The organism is Sulfitobacter sp. F26204 (assembly GCF_026410305.1).
Lineage (GTDB): Bacteria > Pseudomonadota > Alphaproteobacteria > Rhodobacterales > Rhodobacteraceae > Sulfitobacter.
Genome location: NZ_JAPMLQ010000003.1, coordinates 501,848 through 517,948, shown reverse-complemented (window position 1 = coordinate 517,948; position 16,101 = coordinate 501,848). Strand labels below are relative to the sequence as shown.

General features: G+C 58.5%; 14 protein-coding genes. 2 read left to right on the top strand and 12 right to left on the bottom strand.

Annotation, left to right across the window (positions count from 1 at the left end):
- The first annotated feature begins 56 nt into the window (after positions 1-56).
- Positions 57-617, top strand: coding sequence for an ATP-binding protein (locus tag OS190_RS11370; protein ID WP_267158799.1), 561 nt, complete (start codon positions 57-59; stop codon positions 615-617).
- Here OS190_RS11370 and OS190_RS11365 read toward each other — a convergent pair.
- The gene (locus tag OS190_RS11365; RefSeq protein ID WP_267158798.1) at positions 503-1,903 is read right to left on the bottom strand and encodes an ATP-dependent DNA helicase; all 1,401 of its coding nucleotides are present in this window, start codon (positions 1,901-1,903) and stop codon (positions 503-505) included. The genes OS190_RS11370 and OS190_RS11365 overlap by 115 nt on opposite strands.
- Before the next feature lie 494 nt (positions 1,904-2,397).
- Here OS190_RS11365 and OS190_RS11360 point away from each other — a divergent pair, with 494 nt between their 5' ends.
- On the top strand, positions 2,398-4,068 hold the full coding sequence (locus OS190_RS11360; RefSeq protein WP_267158797.1) for a hypothetical protein: 1,671 nt from the start codon (positions 2,398-2,400) through the stop codon (positions 4,066-4,068).
- A gap of 227 nt (positions 4,069-4,295) precedes the next feature.
- On the opposite strand, the gene OS190_RS11355 is transcribed toward OS190_RS11360, so the two are convergent.
- The 11 genes from OS190_RS11355 to OS190_RS11305 all read right to left on the bottom strand — a co-directional run bounded on the left by OS190_RS11355 (position 4,296) and on the right by OS190_RS11305 (position 16,095).
- Positions 4,296-6,158 carry an FAD-dependent monooxygenase gene (locus tag OS190_RS11355; RefSeq protein ID WP_267158796.1) on the bottom strand — a complete coding sequence of 621 codons (1,863 nt, stop codon included), beginning with the start codon at positions 6,156-6,158 and terminating at the stop codon, positions 4,296-4,298.
- A 4-nt stretch (positions 6,159-6,162) separates the two neighbouring features.
- Positions 6,163-7,035, bottom strand: coding sequence for an amidohydrolase family protein (locus tag OS190_RS11350; protein WP_267158795.1), 873 nt, complete (start codon positions 7,033-7,035; stop codon positions 6,163-6,165).
- A 10-nt stretch (positions 7,036-7,045) separates the two neighbouring features.
- Entirely contained in the window at positions 7,046-8,857 is a 1,812-nt protein-coding gene (locus OS190_RS11345) for a feruloyl-CoA synthase (RefSeq protein WP_267158794.1), read from the bottom strand.
- The gene (locus OS190_RS11340; RefSeq protein WP_267158793.1) at positions 8,854-9,342 is read right to left on the bottom strand and encodes a MarR family winged helix-turn-helix transcriptional regulator; all 489 of its coding nucleotides are present in this window, start codon (positions 9,340-9,342) and stop codon (positions 8,854-8,856) included. The genes OS190_RS11345 and OS190_RS11340 overlap by 4 nt, the downstream gene beginning before the upstream one ends.
- A gap of 4 nt (positions 9,343-9,346) precedes the next feature.
- Entirely contained in the window at positions 9,347-10,114 is a 768-nt protein-coding gene (locus OS190_RS11335) for a crotonase/enoyl-CoA hydratase family protein (RefSeq protein WP_267158792.1), read from the bottom strand.
- Between the two features lie 347 nt (positions 10,115-10,461).
- On the bottom strand, positions 10,462-10,656 hold the full coding sequence (gene ccoS / locus OS190_RS11330) for a cbb3-type cytochrome oxidase assembly protein CcoS (RefSeq protein ID WP_267158791.1): 195 nt from the start codon (positions 10,654-10,656) through the stop codon (positions 10,462-10,464).
- Positions 10,653-12,863 carry a heavy metal translocating P-type ATPase gene (locus OS190_RS11325; RefSeq protein WP_267158790.1) on the bottom strand — a complete coding sequence of 737 codons (2,211 nt, stop codon included), beginning with the start codon at positions 12,861-12,863 and terminating at the stop codon, positions 10,653-10,655. The genes ccoS and OS190_RS11325 overlap by 4 nt, the downstream gene beginning before the upstream one ends.
- On the bottom strand, positions 12,860-13,324 hold the full coding sequence (locus OS190_RS11320; RefSeq protein ID WP_267158789.1) for a FixH family protein: 465 nt from the start codon (positions 13,322-13,324) through the stop codon (positions 12,860-12,862). Before OS190_RS11320 ends, OS190_RS11325 begins: the two co-directional genes overlap by 4 nt.
- 1 nt (position 13,325) lies before the next feature.
- A complete protein-coding gene (gene ccoG, locus OS190_RS11315) occupies positions 13,326-14,822 on the bottom strand; it encodes a cytochrome c oxidase accessory protein CcoG (RefSeq protein ID WP_267158788.1) in 1,497 nt (498 codons plus the stop codon).
- Between the two features lie 182 nt (positions 14,823-15,004).
- Entirely contained in the window at positions 15,005-15,904 is a 900-nt protein-coding gene (gene ccoP / locus OS190_RS11310) for a cytochrome-c oxidase, cbb3-type subunit III (protein WP_267158787.1), read from the bottom strand.
- Positions 15,901-16,095 (bottom strand): cbb3-type cytochrome c oxidase subunit 3, encoded by a 195-nt coding sequence (locus OS190_RS11305; protein WP_267158786.1) that lies wholly within the window; start codon positions 16,093-16,095, stop codon positions 15,901-15,903. The genes ccoP and OS190_RS11305 overlap by 4 nt, the downstream gene beginning before the upstream one ends.
- Between the last annotated feature and the right edge of the window lie 6 nt (positions 16,096-16,101).

Here is a 16,101-nt window from a genome sequence, read left to right as displayed (position 1 = left end):
CGCACCGTCCGGCCCGGCACGCTGAAGGTCGAGATCCTCGCGCAGGGGGGCGACCAGTGAGCCTCCCCATCATCAGCGCCGACCAGCGGTTGGCCGAGCCGCGCGGCATCAAGGGGTGCATCTTCGGGAAATCCGGTATTGGGAAAACCTCGCTGCTCTGGACCCTCGATCCTGACCGCACGCTGTTCATGGATCTCGAAGCGGGCGATCTCGCCATCGAGGGCTGGGAGGGGGACAGCATCCGGCCGCGGACCTGGACGGAATGCCGGGATTTCGCGGTGTTCATCGGCGGACCCAACCCGGCGCTGCGCGACGAGCAGCCCTATAGTCCGGCCCATTACAAGGCCGTCTGCGACCGCTTCGGCGATCCGGCCGCACTGGACCGCTACGACACGATCTTCGTGGACTCGATCACTGTGGCGGGGCGGCTGTGCTTTGGGTGGTGCAAGGGCCAGCCCGAGGCGCTGTCGGAGAAGACTGGCAAGCCGGATGTGCGTGGCGCTTACGGCCTGCATGGCCGCGAAATGATCGGTTGGCTCCCGTCACCGGTATTGGCCGGATCTGGGCTGACGGCATCCCACTCGCCCCCCTGCGCTTTGTGGCATGTCATGGCATAGCCGAACTTTACCTGGACTGCGTTGAAGTACGGGTCCGCTCTGAGATTCTTGGCGAACTCTCTGGACCTGGGCTTCAGTTGCGGGTTCCGCTGGCGGAAGTGGACGAGGAGCGCCCGCTGTTCGAGGGGCGTCAATTCCCGCCCCGGAGAGTCGAGAAGGTTCTCGAGTATCTTGAACGGCAGTCTGACGACGGTCCCGTCGGCCTCCCTGTAGGCGGCGGTTGCGTCCCGGAAGGAGAGTTCGACGCTCCCTGCGCCCTTGACCGGCACGGAGGCGCGCTCGGCTGCCGGCGTCACGTCCAGCACCTTGACGAGAACACCGTTGCGCAGGGAGACCAAGTGGGCGTTGCGGTTCACTAACAGGATATCGCCGACCTGCACAGGGCGCGACGCGTCGCCCCAGAGCCGCTCGCGGATGCCGCGATTGTACTCCAGCGCGGCGGCGTTGGACCGGACAACAGCCACGCTCGAGCCGCGCGATCGCACGCTCCGCTCGAGGACGTCGAATGCGACCTCGGACTCGATCCGGACGATCTCCTCGCCATCCGGCTCCAACGAGAAAGCGTTGAAGACTTCGGCGGCGATCGCCTTCCGAATCTCGGTGGCCCGCTCAAGGATTGCGCTGCCCTGGCGCTGGCGCATCACCGTTCCGAGCTGGAAGGTGGACACCGTCAGCCCGAACTCGGCTTCGAGTCGCTGCGGCGATAGGGCCGGCGATTCTTCCTCTCCGACCGGAGGCAACTGAGCTGGGTCGCCCACGAAGAGAAGCTTGACGAGCCGATCGTCGGAGCCCTCTCTGCGCCGGGACCGCGCGAAGGTAACGAGGTCCTTGAGAAGACGGCCAGACCCGAAACGGATCACGTCACCACGGACTTCCCGGTCGCCGACCATGGACGCCTCGTCAACAATGAGGACCGACATTGCCGGCTCGTCCTCCGCGAGCGGGAAGAACCATCGCAGACCCGGGTCGTTCGGTGCCTCGGCGTCCTCGTTCACCTCAAGCCTGTCGAGCGCGTAAATCAGGCTGTGGATGGTCTTGGCTTGGACCTCCCAGCCAGTGGCCTGCGCGACCTTGTCCCCCAAGATCCGGGCCGCACGCCCCGTCGGCGCCGCTAGCGCGCAGGAGAGCTTCATATCCGCGACGATCTCCACGAGCTTCCCGATCATCGTCGTCTTGCCGGTTCCGGCGCTTCCTGCGAGGATGAAAACGTCGGCGGCATCGTCTTCGAGGAACTGTCGGACTGCTTCGACGGCTTTGGATTGTTCCAGTGTGAGTTCGATTTGCATTTGTGCTGCCTACAAGATGAGAATAAGGCGCGCACGCCTGCTCCTCCGACACTGACGTGGGCAAGTGCATGATGCAATGAAGTTTTTTGACGTTTCCGAGGAGCTTTGGCTGAAGGACGAGGCGAGAATTCCCGCGGTCTGACTTCCAGAGGATATTCGCTGCCTGTAAGCAACACCGAGATTTGCGCGACATTGACCTGTCAGAGCCTAAACGAAAGCCGCTCGAGGAGTCTGGCACAAGCGCTGGAAAACGAGGCAGTCAGGCTCTCGATGACATTGTTTGGCGGCTCGAAGTGCGTGGCGAAGGACTTTTCCGTGACTGCGGTCCCCGAATCGGTATCCACTTGTTTTGCTGGCATCTTCCGGCAACACTGGTGCCAAACTGAGGGCTGCTTTTGAAATCTCAGCTGTGGGAGTTCAATCATGCTGGGTAAATTGAGGGCATAGCTATAGCGAGCATATATAGAAACGGCGAAGATGCGTTCAGGACCAGGTTGAATAGAACCGCAATCAGACCGACAGACGCCAAGCTCGATTGCGAATTTGAAGAGTCTGCCGATCGCCATCGGCGACATGCGATCCTACTCGCTCTCGGTGCTGCGGCTTTGACAGCTTGGGCATTTTATGCAGGCAAGGAGACGACCGGCTTCGCTGTCGGGGTAATCGGCGCACTCCTTTTGCTTTTCATTTGCGCGCTGAAAGGTCGCAAGGCGCAGGAAAGCCGGACCAAGTGCGAAGAGTACAGGGCGCGTCGTAGGCAACTCGAGAGCCTGTGCGACGAGGAAGATCCGAGCACGATCGACCGCGGAATCAGGGATCTTCGTGAGACAAAGCTTGCTCCGCATCTGAGGCAGCTCGTCGAGATCTGGATACCGGCGATCGAGACGAGATTGGAAGAAGCGCGACGGTTCAGAGAACTCGAGTGGAATCGCTTGGAGAAAATTCGCCGGCGCGAAGCAGTAACAGAAGCTGTGGCCAAGATGCGGGAGACGGCTAAAGCGAGGATTGCCCAGTCACGCAAGGCGCATCCTGTCCTCGCCGCGCGCGACGCAGCCATTCAGCGGCTTGCGCGGGTCAAGGTTCGAAGGGTCCAGCTCGAAGCCGATGTCGACGAGATGCTAAAAGGCAAGTCTTGGTGGACTCAGCTCAGCTATGACTATCCTGACTACAACAAGATGGACAAAGAAATTCGCGATCTGGAGCGGGACGTCAAACTTTTCCTGTCGCGTAATGCAAAGACCATTCGGGAGGCTGAAGAAAAACTAGACGCCGTGGCCGGGCGCATCGACAAGAGGCTACGGCGGATCGAGGAAACCGTCATTGGCGCCGTTCCGGATAGAAGGCAGGAAACCTTCGACGGGGACACCATTGCACGAGATGCGCTTATCCTGTCGGCGCTGTCGGTTCCTGTCTCCGCCTGGCAGGACATCTCACAAGCCGGCGAGGTCTATGACGCGCTGCGCTCAGTCAATGGCAATTTCGATGGCATGAGCGACAGCGAAATTTGGCTTCAAACGCTTGCCATGGAGCCCGAGAGCCTTGCGGGCCTCGCGTCTCTCACAAAGGGCGCGCTTTTCGAGGCGCATGTCACAGAGAGCACCGGCGGCACGCTCCACGAACACTTCAATACTCCGGATACCGACATCACGATTGACGGGATGGAGTTCCAAGTGAAGGCGACGGACAGCGCAGGCTACATCGAAAGCGTCGATCCTGAGATCCCGGTCATCGCGACAAGCGAAGTCGCCGTGGAGACCGGCGCCATCGATGGCGGCATGACGAATGCCGACCTAAACAGCGCCTCGGATCTCGCCCTGGGCGGATCAGTTGTCGACTTCCCTGATACGGCGATGGACGCGGTGATCGGTGGCCTCAGCGGTCTAGGCATCTTTGCCACTCTCCGGGGCATCAATCACGCTATCGATCGCCATCGTGAAGGCGTCGATAAGGCCGAGGCGATTGAGGAAGGTATCGGCGTCGCTGTGACCGGCACCATGAAGGCGACCGTGGACTTAGCTGAGATGGGTTACAAGGTCGCTACGTCGCGTCCGAGCCGCTTCTTGGGACGTCAGGTTGTTAAGGTCGGACAGGGGATCGGCCGACGGATCGATGCGGCAGAAGAACGTGCGCGCCAGAAAGAAGAGGCCGAGAAGAAGCATACTTGACTGCCGGCCGAGGGTGGCGCCAACGCCGAGTAAAAACAATGGCTTAGGGTGGAGAAGGTTGGATTTGAGGCCCACCCCCTCCGCCATTTTCTCTGCCGGTCAACATGTCGCGCAGCAAGGACCGGTCTGTTCTTATCTGCTTGGTTGTGTTCGAGTGGGGTCTGCAGGTTTCGGGGATGCTGTCTGATCCGCGCTAGACGCCGCATGAGGTTGCTTTACCGACGTTTTTACCGCTGCACCATAAAGCGTGCAAAAAATTTTGTGGTGGCACCAGGATCGGTGATCGGGTGAACCGCCGCTACATATTGATCCGGGCGCACGATCACCAGGGCACCTTGTTTGCGGTCGATGCCTCTGCAGTCAAAAATATCGGTACTGGATCTGAAATCCGGGCAGTATACCTTTTCGTAATCCTTCAATGCGAACTTCCCCTTTTGGGGCAGCAAGAGAGACGGCAGCATTTCTGATGACACCTTGTGATGCGGTTGTTGCAGGACGGCGCGCGTGTCGATAACGCTGTCGATGTCTTGCCCGGCAGGCGTGTAGCGCACAATCGGGCTGTCGGGGGATTGCGACAGATAGGCGCAAAGATTTGCAATTGCGCCCCCCTGTTGGCCCTGGTCTTGCGCGTCGCCAAAAGCGAACAGACGCCAGCGGCCGTCTGCCTCGATGACATGGCCCAGTTGCATCTGTTTGCCATCCGCCAGCCGGATCACCGGGGCAGAGTGGAACCGCATCCCAATTGTGAAGCCCTTTGCGAGGGTCTGATGCGCCGCGCTGTCAGTGATCAGCGACGCAGCATACCGGGTCTCGACCCCCGCTGTATAGCGACCGTGTTTCTTGAAATAGCGCTGGAACTGTTCGGCCTCGGCAGCATCCTTGGGGCGGGCACTGAACAGGCGGGCCATGTCACGATCAAAATCGATCAATTCTTTTGCCTTGGACTGTCTTTCGGATGAATAGCTGTGCAGCAGGGCAGGGATGGCCTGCCCGCGCAATACCGCTGCAAGCTTCCACCCCAGATTGAAGGTATCGGCCATCGACACGTTCATGCCCTGACCGGCCTTGGGACTATGGGTGTGACAGGCATCACCGGCGATAAAGATACGCGGATCCCGCTGGGTTCGTTCTGTCTCTGGTACATCGTCAAAGCCATCACAAAGCCGTTGCCCGATTTCATAGGCCGACCACCAGGCCACGTCTTTCACATCGAGGGTGAAGGGCGCAAGAATGGCACGGGCCTTGCTGATCAGCATCTGAGCCGTGACATTGCGGTCTGCTGCACGTTCATCCCCGTGCAGCGCGTCCAGTTCGATATACATCCGCACCAGATAGCCGCCTTCTCGCGGGATGATCAGAATACTCCCATGTTCCGCTGACTGAATGGCGCATTTCAGTCGGATGTCGGGAAAGTCAGTCACCGCAAGGATGTCCATCACCCCCCAAAGTTGCCGTGCTGCCGCGCCTTTCAACTGGTGGCCCAATGCGCGGCGTACCTTGCTGCGGGCCCCGTCACAGCCCACGACATAGCGGGCATGAATTGTTTCGGTAATGTTCTCCTTTTCTGTATTAAAGGTTGCCGTGACAGGAAAATCTCCGTGCTCCTGCGTCGTCAGGGTCATCAAATCGCGGTTGTAGAGCGGTTCCATCCGGTGTGGGGAAGAGCGCATCACCTCAAGATAAAAATCATGAATACGAGCCTGGCTCAGAATGACGTGAGGCATTTCCGAGAGATCATCTTCCACATCCTGAATGCGGTCGGCGCGGTGCAGAACACCCTGTGTATCCGGCCGCCAGAAGGCCACTTCGTTTACGTGATAGGCTTCTTTCAAAACCTTTCCGGCAAAACCAAAGGCCTGAAACATCTCGATCGAACGGCAGGCAATGCCGTCCGCTTGTCCGATTTGGAGCGGGCCAGATTTACGCTCAACGATACGGGTGGAAATCTCAGGAAAAGCGGCAAGCTGTGCCGCCAGTGTCAATCCCGCAGGCCCGCAGCCAACGATCAGGACATCGACCGCCTCGTTTTTGTCGACTGCCGGATGAACGCAGGGATCACCCGAGCGAAAGCCGTTGAGGTGGTATTGCATGGCGCTATATCAACCCCAGTAAACGTGCCGCGTTGCCCTTGGTGATGTCCGCGCGCAGCTCGTCCTTGATCGCGATTTTCTCAAAATCGGCCAGCCACCGTTCCGGTGTGATCATCGGCCAGTCCGAACCAAACAGCACCTTCTTCTTCAACAGTGTATTGCAATAGCGCACCAGAATTTCGGGGAAATATTTCGGCGACCATCCGGAAAGGTCAATATAGACGTTGGGTTTGTGCTGCGCGACGGCCAGCGCCTCTTCCTGCCAGGGAAAGGACGGATGGGCGAGAATGATCTTCATATCGGGGAAATCAACCGCGACATCGTCCATATACATCGGATTGGAGTATTTCAGCCGCATGCCGTTGCCGCCGGGCATCCCCGAGCCGACACCGGTTTGACCGGTATGAAACAGCGCGATGCCACCTTCTTCGGCAATGGCTTCATACAGGGGATAGGCCATGCGGTCATTAGGGTAAAAACCCTGCATCGTGGGGTGAAACTTGAACCCCTTGATGCCGAACTCCTTGATCAGGCGCCGCGCCTCGCGCACGCCCATCTTGCCTTTCCATGGATCAATCGACGCAAAGGGGATCAAGACATCGTCATTTGCTGCAGCCAGTTCAGCGACTTCTTCGTTCTTGTATCGGCGGTAGCCGGTTTCACGTTCGCTATCGACGGGAAAGATCACCGCGGCGATGTTCTGGTCGCGGTAATGGGCTGCGGTTTCCTCGATCGTTGGGGGGTGTTTCCACGGGGCGCCGAAATAGGCGGCCATGGTGGATTGCAATTCGTCGTATCCGTCATCACCGTGACAACCACAAGGTTCTTCGGCATGGGTATGAATGTCGATGGCGCGGATTTTAGTCAGATCGACCATTGTGGTGTCCCTATAGTGTCGTGACCGCAGGGTCAGCATTGTCATAAAGCCGCATGAGCAGATCGGCGCGACGGGTCAGTATCTTGCGAAAGTTCAGATTACCCTTGGCTGTCATTTCGCCCAGGGCCATCGATGCAGGTTCGCCCAGTATGATGGCGCGGGACACACAGGTTGAACTGCTGCTGCCTTTGGCATGGGTTGCCAGGCATGTGTTGACCTCGGCCAACAGCGCAGGATCGGTCAAGACACCGTTGCTTTGCGCTGTTGAAAAGCCCCGGCGTTCGATTTCGGTCATATTGGGAAAGATCATCAGACCGATCTCGTTCCGATCCGCGCCGGTGATCACAAGATCAGCGGCCAGACCGCCCAGACCCGCCAGCATGTCCAGACGAAGTTGGCTTGCGCGCACCCGCGTACCGGTGAGCAGTTTGAAATCCTCGCTGATCCGTCCGTCGAATTTGAGACCCTTGTTCATGTCTTGCGGGTCAACAAACCGCATTGCATCACCGGTGACAAAATAGCCTTCGTTATCAAAGGCCTGCGCCGTCTTTTCCGGCGCATTGAAATAACCTGGCATGATGTTGGGGCCTTTGACGCGCACCTCGCAGCGCATGTCGTCATCGGGGATCAGTTTGACCACGACATCCGTCATCGGTACCCCGACGACGCCGGAGCGGTCGGTTGGTTCCTGCTGGATCAACACCGCCGGAGCCGTTTCGGTTAGCCCCCAGGACGAGGTCATCAAGGGCACTTCGCCTTTCACCTCAAGAGCAAGGGTTTCAATCCCTTCCCAGACATCTTGTGGCAGGGACGCGCCGGCATAAAAGATCAGGTCGAGGTGTTCGAAAAACTGTCTGCAAAAACCGGGATCACGTCGCAGCGCGTCCAACAGCATCTGAAAGCCGACAGGAACATTGAAACACAAGGTTCCCGCCACCTTTCCAAGGTTTTCGACAGTTCGGTCAAACAGCCCCGGGGCGGGTTTGCCATCATCCACGTAAAGCGATCCGCCATTTGCCAGCATCATGTTGAAATTATGTGACCCGCCAAAGACGTGGTTCCAGGGCAGCCAATCCACAACTCTTGGCGGGCGTTGTCGCAAAAAGGGCAGGGCGTCGGCAATTTGGGTCTGGTTGGCGCAGATCATCTTGTGACTGGTCAGGACACCCTTGGGTTCGGACGTCGATCCCGATGTCATCAGGATTTTCGCAATGGTATCCGGGGTGACGGTGGCCTGTGCCGCAACCAGGTCAATGCCGCCATCGCCCCTGAGCAGATCGTCAAACGAAGTGATGCCATCGGATTGGCCCTGGCAAGCGACAATTTCAACATCTGCCAGCGCATCTACCTTCAGAGCGGCGGCGTAGCGCGCCGCATCGTCTACAAAGGCCATCGCAGGCTGGACCAGTTTCACGGCATGTTCCAACCTGCCAAGCGCTGCAGGGATCAGGGAGTATTGTTCGGCCACCGGCACAGTCGGGATGCCCACATAATGTGCAGCAAGGGTCAACAATCCATGATCCACCCCATTGCCCGACATGATCAGGATCGGCGTTTCCGCCCCCATACCCCGTGCCAGCAGGGATTGCGCAATGTTGCGGACCTTTTGCAAGGTGCTGCCATAGCTCTGGCTGCGCCAACCGTCCCCGCTGCGTTCTGCGATAAAGACATTTTCGGGCGTAGTTTCCGCCCAATGGTCCAGCCAATCGCCGATGCGTCGGGCGACGGGCCCGATCTCATAGGTCGAACGCAGCAGGATCGTGCCATCCGCACGGTCTTCGCGTTGCACGGAGTGAGGCAGGAAGTCTGATGTTCGTTTCATACTTTACCCTTTTGATTGGCGTTTTGGATGAGCTGCAGCGCGGTGACCACCGTCTTGCGTGTCTCGGGGGCCAAGGCTTCCAGAAGGTTTGCTTCGTGGGTCTTGGTGGCAGCTACCGCGCGTTCATAAAGCTGGCGACCTTTGTCCGTCACATGCAAGGCATAGGCACGCCGGTCCGTCGGTACGCGGTCGCGGGTGATCAGCCCGCGTTGCTCCAATTGATCGACGATAACCACCAGGTTGGGCCGCTCCACATCCATTGCGCCTGCCAGTTGTGACTGGCTTAACCCCGGATTGTCAGCGATCAACACCAATGCGGTATAGGTCAACATACGCAGGCCAAAAGGCTTCAGCGTATGAGTAAGGTCAGCCTGAACCACATTGAAGGCGCGTTTCATGTGATAGCCCACAAAACCGCGCAGGGTTGCATCGCTGATCTGAACCGGGGCAGGAGATGGTGTGATCTCTGGTTTTGTCAGGGGCATTGGATTACCGAAATTTTGGTGGGCGTTTTTCAAGAAAAGCAGTCAGCCCTTCTGTGGCATCCGGCGTTGTCTGCGATACCGACGCGGCGAGGGATTCAACGAACAATCCGTCACTTTGGGACATATCGCTGATCTTGGCGATGGCCTGAATCATCAGATAGTTTGAAAGCGGCGCATTGCGCGAAATCTTGCCCGCCAGTTCCCCGGCAAGGGACATTGCCGCCCCTTCTGCGACCGTGTAATGGGCCAGCCCCAGGGCAACACCGTCCTGGGCGTCGTATTTTCGCCCGGTCAGCATCATTTCCGTCATTCTGTCCGCGCCGATGAGACGACTGACCCGTGCTGTGGCACCACCGCCAACAAAGATTCCGCGACGCCCTTCAGGTAGTTGGAAAACGGTTGAGGGTTCGGCGATGCGTACATGGGTCGATGCGGCAAGCTCAAGCCCGCCGCCAATGACCGCTCCGAACATCGCCGATACCACGGCCAGTCCCCCGAACTGTATCTTTTCCATGACCTCGTGCCATTTGCGCGAATGATACAAGTTGTCTTCGGCAGAGCGGTGTACATGTTCAGAAAGATCCAGCCCCGAACAATAATGCCCCGCTGTTCCCGTGATGATGACCACGCGCAGGTCTTTAGGGGGCGCTGAAAAGAAGGCATCGATCGCCAGCAAAAGTTCCTCACACATGGCATTGCGCTTGTCCGGGCGGTTCATGGTGAGTGTCGCGACCGGCCCCGCAACGTCGATTTTCAGAATGGGTTCGCTCATCTGGATGTCCTTACGTTTGCGCGGAGGCGTGATGGCCTTGATCAGCAGGGGTCCGGTATTTCCCGCCGGGGCGCAGTTGTGATCCTGACGTTGCCATATGCCGATACTCTGCCGATTCTGTTGGCTCGGAATTATTGTTATACAGCATAACGAATTTTGTCGAAGAAAATAAAAGACACCTCCACTGGACGGTCAGGCATGGATTGATTGTCGGTAGGCAGGCCCCCGCAAAGGAAGCGGATTCATGACAGTCTGTGCGCAGTTTGCCCTTGTATCCGCAGGGTCGAGCACGGACGCAGAAAATGCGCCCAATGACGATCAGGTGAAACAGCTGGCGCAAGCGATGGTCAGGAACGTGGATCTTCGGGGAAATCCCGACTTTCGTCCAAGTCAGGCCCGGCGGTGTCGTCATCCAGCAGGATACGCCACGCAGCGCCGTCAAGGTCGTCATATTGATCGGATCGCAAGCTCCACAAAAAGGCAAGAAGCCCCAAGCCACCAAGGCAGAGCGAAACCGGTATGAGAACAGCCAGAATATTCATTGACGTGCCCTTCGCGAAAGACGCAAGGCGTTCAGCAAGACGGTGATGGAAGAGGTCGACATGGCAATCGCTGCCAGCAAGGGCGTGACAAAACCCAGAACCGCCAAGGGAATCACCAAGGCATTATAGCCCGCGGCGATGCTGAAGTTTTCGAGAATCCGGCGTTTGGCGCTGCGGGCTGTCTGAATCAACTCCGGCAAGGGGGCGAGGCTGCGTCCCAGTAACACCACATCCGAGGCCGCCCGCGCAGCGTCCGCAGCCGCTGCCGGTGCCACCGATGCATAGGCGCTGGCCAGCGCACCGGTATCGTTCAACCCGTCACCAACCATCAGCACCTTATGGCCTCGTTCGGCCAATGCGGTGAGATAGGAGATCTTGTCGGCAGGGGTTTGCCCGGCGTGAAATTTGGTGATGCCGAGGGTTTCGGCAACTGCGCGGGTTGCCGCTGGCGTATCCCCCGAGATCAAATGAAGTTCGAAACCTCTGGCTTGCAAAGTGGCAACCATCTCTCTGGCACCTTCGCGCAGGTTCGCTTGCAAGCTCAGATGCACGGGGGCAGCATCGCCGATGCGCAGCCAGGCACCGGGCAAATCCGTAGGCGCGGCCCCGGTGAAACTGGCTGATCCCAGCAGGACATCGAGATGTTTGAACACTGCGCGCAATCCTTGGCCAGGGATCTCTTTGATCCCGTTCAGGGGAGCGGCCTTTAAGGAATTATCCTGCAATCCCAGGGCAATCGCCTGAGCCACTGGATGGTTCGAGCTTTGTGCCAAAGCAAGCGCGACCGATAGGTCAGAGTCAGATAAGGCATCCAATGACGCGATTTCAAGCTGGCCTTCGGTCAAGGTGCCGGTCTTGTCGAAGACAACGACGTCCGCTTCGGCGATGCGTTCAAGTGCTGTTCCATTCTTGACCAGAATGCCTGCACGGAACAATTTGCCAGCCGCCGCGGTAGAGACCGCAGGCACCGCCAGGCCCAAGGCGCAGGGGCAAGTGATGATCAGGACCGCGATGGCGATATTGATCGACAGACGCGCATCGCCCGAAACGATGATCCAACCCGCAAAGGCGGCAAAGGCCAGCAGATGCACAACCGGTGCATAGATACGTGCGGCACGGTCCGCCAACGCGGTATAGCTGTTGCGGGCGGATTCCGCGGCGTCGATCATCGTGACCATGCGCCGCAGGCTGGTGTCCGTACCAACCGCCTTTGCCAACAGGGTCAGGGGGCCAGACAGGTTCAATTCGCCAGCGTTGACTGTGCTGCCTCGTTGCGCCGCGACGGGCAGGCTTTCACCGGTCAGCAGGGCACGATCCAGCGTGCTGTTGCCCGCGATCACAATGCCATCCACGGGCGCGCGCGCACCGGCAAGTACGACAATATGATCACCGACCTGAGCCTGCTCCGGCTTGATTGTCTCGCGTCCCGTAGCGGTCTCGCGGATCACACGCGGGACTTCCAATGCAGCCAGTTCACGTGCGGCAGAGCGGGCGGTGCTGCGGCAGCGATGATCAAGATAACGCCCACACAGCAGGAAAAACGTCAGCGATAGCGCAGCGTCGAAATAGGCGTCATGCCCGCCAGCCGCAGTTTCAAAGAGAGACATGGCGGAGGCAAGAACCAGCGCCAGCGAAATCGGCACATCCATGTTCAAGCGCCCGACCTTCAATGCCGTCCAGGCATTTCGGAAAAACGGCTGACCGGCGAAGACAACAGCGGGCAGGGCAATCGCTGCGGAAAGCCAGTGAAACAGGGTGCGCGTGGCTTCCTCCGCGCCTGACCAGATGGCGACAGACATCAACATGACGTTCATCATGGCAAAGCCCGCGATGGCAATGCGGATCAACAGCGCACGGCCGGCCGTATCATTTGTCGTGCCTAGCGCGTCGCGGTCCAGCAGGCGCGCCTCGACCCCAAGGTCGGTCAGATGGTCGATCAGTGTGTCGGGCGCGGTTTGGGACGCATGGGTGATCTGGACCTGTTTGCGGTTCAGGTTTACCCGGGCATCAAACACATCATCCCGTTGAAGCAATCCGCGTTCGACGGTTGCGATACAGCCAGCACAGTGAATGGCGGGTAAGGACAAGTATAGCGTTTCGCCCGTGGTGCCTGCTGTGCGCGCCTGGCTGGTCGCAGGTCGTGCGACGCAACCGGGGCAAGCAGTCAAACCCGGACTGTCAAATTCGGGATTTTCGGCCATGGTCATGATGCGGGTTCATCCACATGTAGCGGAATGCGGCGGCGAAACTTTGTACCGTCTGCAGCCTCCAGTTCCAGCCAGAGCGTCCAGTAGCCTGGTTGTACAGGGGCGGCGGCGGTCAAAGCGCTGCCGTTCCATTGCAGATCGGGTGTCATGTCCTCTGCTACATGGGTCGCGCGGCCGAGCGTCGCCTTGATCACGGTGGGTTCCACAATAGCGCCCGAGGCATCCGTGATCGCAAGCGTCAGTATGTCATTGACCAGCGTTGTGTCCAACGTCCACCCCAGTGCATCCTGAGCGGCGCGGTCGGCGTCAAAGCTCTGGCTGGCGATATATGAATTCTTGGTGACCAAACCGGGAAAGGTGCTGACGGCCTGAAAGGCGAGCGTCAGGTTCACGGCGATGATCACGCTGAAACATCCGGCAAACATCGCAAAGACATGCCATCCTGTAAGCCTCCGTTTCATATCATTCTCCCTTGCCGTTAAAGAGGGTGGCCGTGCTTGCACGGGTCTGAGCTTCAACATCTTCGACCCAGATGCGCAGATCTGTTCGATTGCTGGATGCGGCAGGATCCTGACGACGTGCCGTGACATAGACCCTCTGTAACAGGGTCTCGTTTGCCGGCACAAGGACGCTCAGGTCATTGCTGCCTTCAAGTTCGATGCGCAGGGTTTCATCCGAGCTTAGGGAAAGGTGGAACAGCCGGTCTTCGCCCGATTTGTTGCGCAGGCGAACATCGTAGATGTTGCGGATCGAGCCCTCGCTTTGCATCACATAGGTCGGGTTGCGCACCGGCGAAACAGTGAGTTCGATGTCCGAACGCACAAACAGTGCAAACACCATACCGGCACCGATGAGGCCCCATAGTGTTGTGTAAAGGATCGTACGCGGCTTGAGCACATGTTTCCAGATCGGGCGGGGGCTCCAGGTGGCACGCTCGGGCGACTCTTTGGGCGGCGGCACGTCCTCAAGTGCCAAATAGTCGATCAATCCGCGCGGCTTTCCGATCTTGCTCATGATGTCGTCGCAGGCATCAATGCACAGAGCACAGGTAATACATTCCATTTGCTGACCATCGCGGATGTCGATGCCCATCGGGCAGACGTTGACGCAAGCCATGCAGTCAATGCAATCGCCGGTGCCTTGATCCGCTTCGGGTAGGTTGGTTTCCACATAGGTTGTGGCAGTCCCAGCAGCGGCGGCCGCCCTTGCGCCCTTGCGGTGCTTGCCGCGCGGCTCTCCGCGCCATTCGCGATAACCGACTGTCAATGTGCCTTCGTCCATCATTGCGGCCTGAATGCGTGGCCAGGGGCACATGTAAATGCAGACCTGTTCGCGCATGAAACCACCAAAGAGAAAGGTCGTCGCGGTCATGATGGCGATGGAAATATATGCAACGGCGGCTGCATCCAGGGTAACCAAGTCTCTCAACAGGGTCGGCGCATCGGTAAAGTAAAAGACCCAAGCCCCCCCTGTGGCCACGGAAATCCCAAGCCATATCAGCCATTTGGTAAGGCGAAGCCGCCATTTGCGAAAATCCCATTTGGCTTTGAGCAGTCTGATCTGCGCATTGCGGTCGCCTTCGATCTTTCGTTCGACAAGCAAAAACAGATCGGTCCAGACCGTTTGCGGGCAGGCATAGCCACACCAGACGCGGCCCAGTGCAGAGGTAAAGAGAAACAGACCGAGGCCAGCCATAATCAGCAGTCCAGCGACAAAATAAAATTCATGTGGCCAGATTTCGATCCAGAAAAAGAAAAACCGACGGCTGGCGAGATCGGCGAGCACCGCCTGATCGGGGAGGTTCGGACCGCGGTCCCAGCGTACCCATGGCAACAAATAGTAGATGCCGAGGGTGAGACCCATGATCCACCATTTCAGGCTTCGGAAAAAACCGGACACACGGCGCGGAAAGATCGGTTCGCGTGCGGCATAGAGGGATGGAGGAGGGGTCTCGGCCATGGATGGCTCCTGTTTCTGTTCGCCCCTTGGCTATGCCTTAGTCTCATGGGGGGCACCTTGATCTACATCAAGGCAAGTCACCGACCAACTGGAAAGTGGGGCGCTCCGGGAAAAGAGCGCCCCGACGCCGCGCAGGCTGATGCGAACAGTGCCGCAACGGCGTTTGTGGAAGGGTGTTGAGCTCAATCCGTAACTGGATCAGGATCAGCCTCGCCGCCCCCAAGCTGGTGCACATAGGTTGCAACGGCCTGTACTTGCGCTTCGGACAGACGCCCCCCCCATGGCGGCATCACGCCAAACCGGCTGTAGGTGATTGTATGAGTCAGCGCCTCGCGGTCACCTCCATAAAGCCAGATCGCATCAGTCAGATTAGGCGCACCCTGTTCGGGATCTCCCATACCATCCTCCGCGTGACAGGCCGTACAATTGTCTGCAAAGGAGTCGGCACCGACTTCGGCCAGGGCGGCATCAAACTCAAGACCTGACAGGCTGCGCACATATTCGACCAGCGGTGGAATTTGTTCCTTGTCCAGGATTTCGCCAAAGGCGGGCATCTCGGAATAATGGGCATCGTCGTCGTCTTCGTTGCGCACGCCGTGGCGCACTGTATAGGCAATCTGTTCGTGATTGCCGCCCCAGAGCCAGTCGTCATCCAAAAGGTTTGGATAGCCGATGGCCCCGGCGGCACCGGAACCGTGACATTGTGAACAATTGGTGCGGAATACCGCCGCCCCCGAGGACACGGCATAACGGTACAGTGCATCATTGTCCGACAGGGTGGCCAGATCAGCACTGGCCAGCTCTGCGTTGCGTTCCGCATTGGCGGCTTCGCGGGCGTCGATGTCGGCGGCTACTTCGCCGCGGGTCGAATAGCCGAGCAACCCTTCTGTCGCACCGTTGATCAACGGCCAGGCGGGGTAGGCGATGGTATAACCGATGGCCCAGATGATGGTAAGATACAGCGACCAGAGCCACCAGCGCGGCAGCGGGTTGTTCAGTTCCTCGATACCGTCCCATGAGTGGCCAGTTGTTTCGATGCCGGTGACATCATCAATCGGCTTTTTATTTTCAGGGTCGCTCATGACGCATCTCCATTCTTGGGGGTGTCGGGCGTTGCGGTGCTGTCATTGCGAAACGGAATATTCGCCGTGTCGCGATAGGCCTTGGTGCTGCCGGGCCGAAAGGCCCAAAGAATTACACCCAGAAAGAACAGGGTCATTGCCAATAACATCCAGCTGTCGGCAAATTCGCGCAGGAGGGAATAGGTTTCCATGGTGGC

Excerpts from the sequence above, each read along its gene's own strand:
- OS190_RS11365 (WP_267158798.1), bottom strand. The coding sequence starts at position 1,903 with ATGCAAATCGAACTCACACTGGAACAATCCAAAGCCGTCGAAGCAGTC.
- OS190_RS11355 (WP_267158796.1), bottom strand. The coding sequence starts at position 6,158 with ATGCAATACCACCTCAACGGCTTTCGCTCGGGTGATCCCTGCGTTCAT.
- OS190_RS11350 (WP_267158795.1), bottom strand. The coding sequence starts at position 7,035 with ATGGTCGATCTGACTAAAATCCGCGCCATCGACATTCATACCCATGCC.
- OS190_RS11345 (WP_267158794.1), bottom strand. The coding sequence starts at position 8,857 with ATGAAACGAACATCAGACTTCCTGCCTCACTCCGTGCAACGCGAAGAC.
- OS190_RS11340 (WP_267158793.1), bottom strand. The coding sequence starts at position 9,342 with ATGCCCCTGACAAAACCAGAGATCACACCATCTCCTGCCCCGGTTCAG.
- OS190_RS11335 (WP_267158792.1), bottom strand. The coding sequence starts at position 10,114 with ATGAGCGAACCCATTCTGAAAATCGACGTTGCGGGGCCGGTCGCGACA.
- ccoS (WP_267158791.1), bottom strand. The coding sequence starts at position 10,656 with ATGAATATTCTGGCTGTTCTCATACCGGTTTCGCTCTGCCTTGGTGGC.
- OS190_RS11325 (WP_267158790.1), bottom strand. The coding sequence starts at position 12,863 with ATGACCATGGCCGAAAATCCCGAATTTGACAGTCCGGGTTTGACTGCT.
- OS190_RS11320 (WP_267158789.1), bottom strand. The coding sequence starts at position 13,324 with ATGAAACGGAGGCTTACAGGATGGCATGTCTTTGCGATGTTTGCCGGA.
- ccoG (WP_267158788.1), bottom strand. The coding sequence starts at position 14,822 with ATGGCCGAGACCCCTCCTCCATCCCTCTATGCCGCACGCGAACCGATC.
- ccoP (WP_267158787.1), bottom strand. The coding sequence starts at position 15,904 with ATGAGCGACCCTGAAAATAAAAAGCCGATTGATGATGTCACCGGCATC.
- OS190_RS11305 (WP_267158786.1), bottom strand. The coding sequence starts at position 16,095 with ATGGAAACCTATTCCCTCCTGCGCGAATTTGCCGACAGCTGGATGTTA.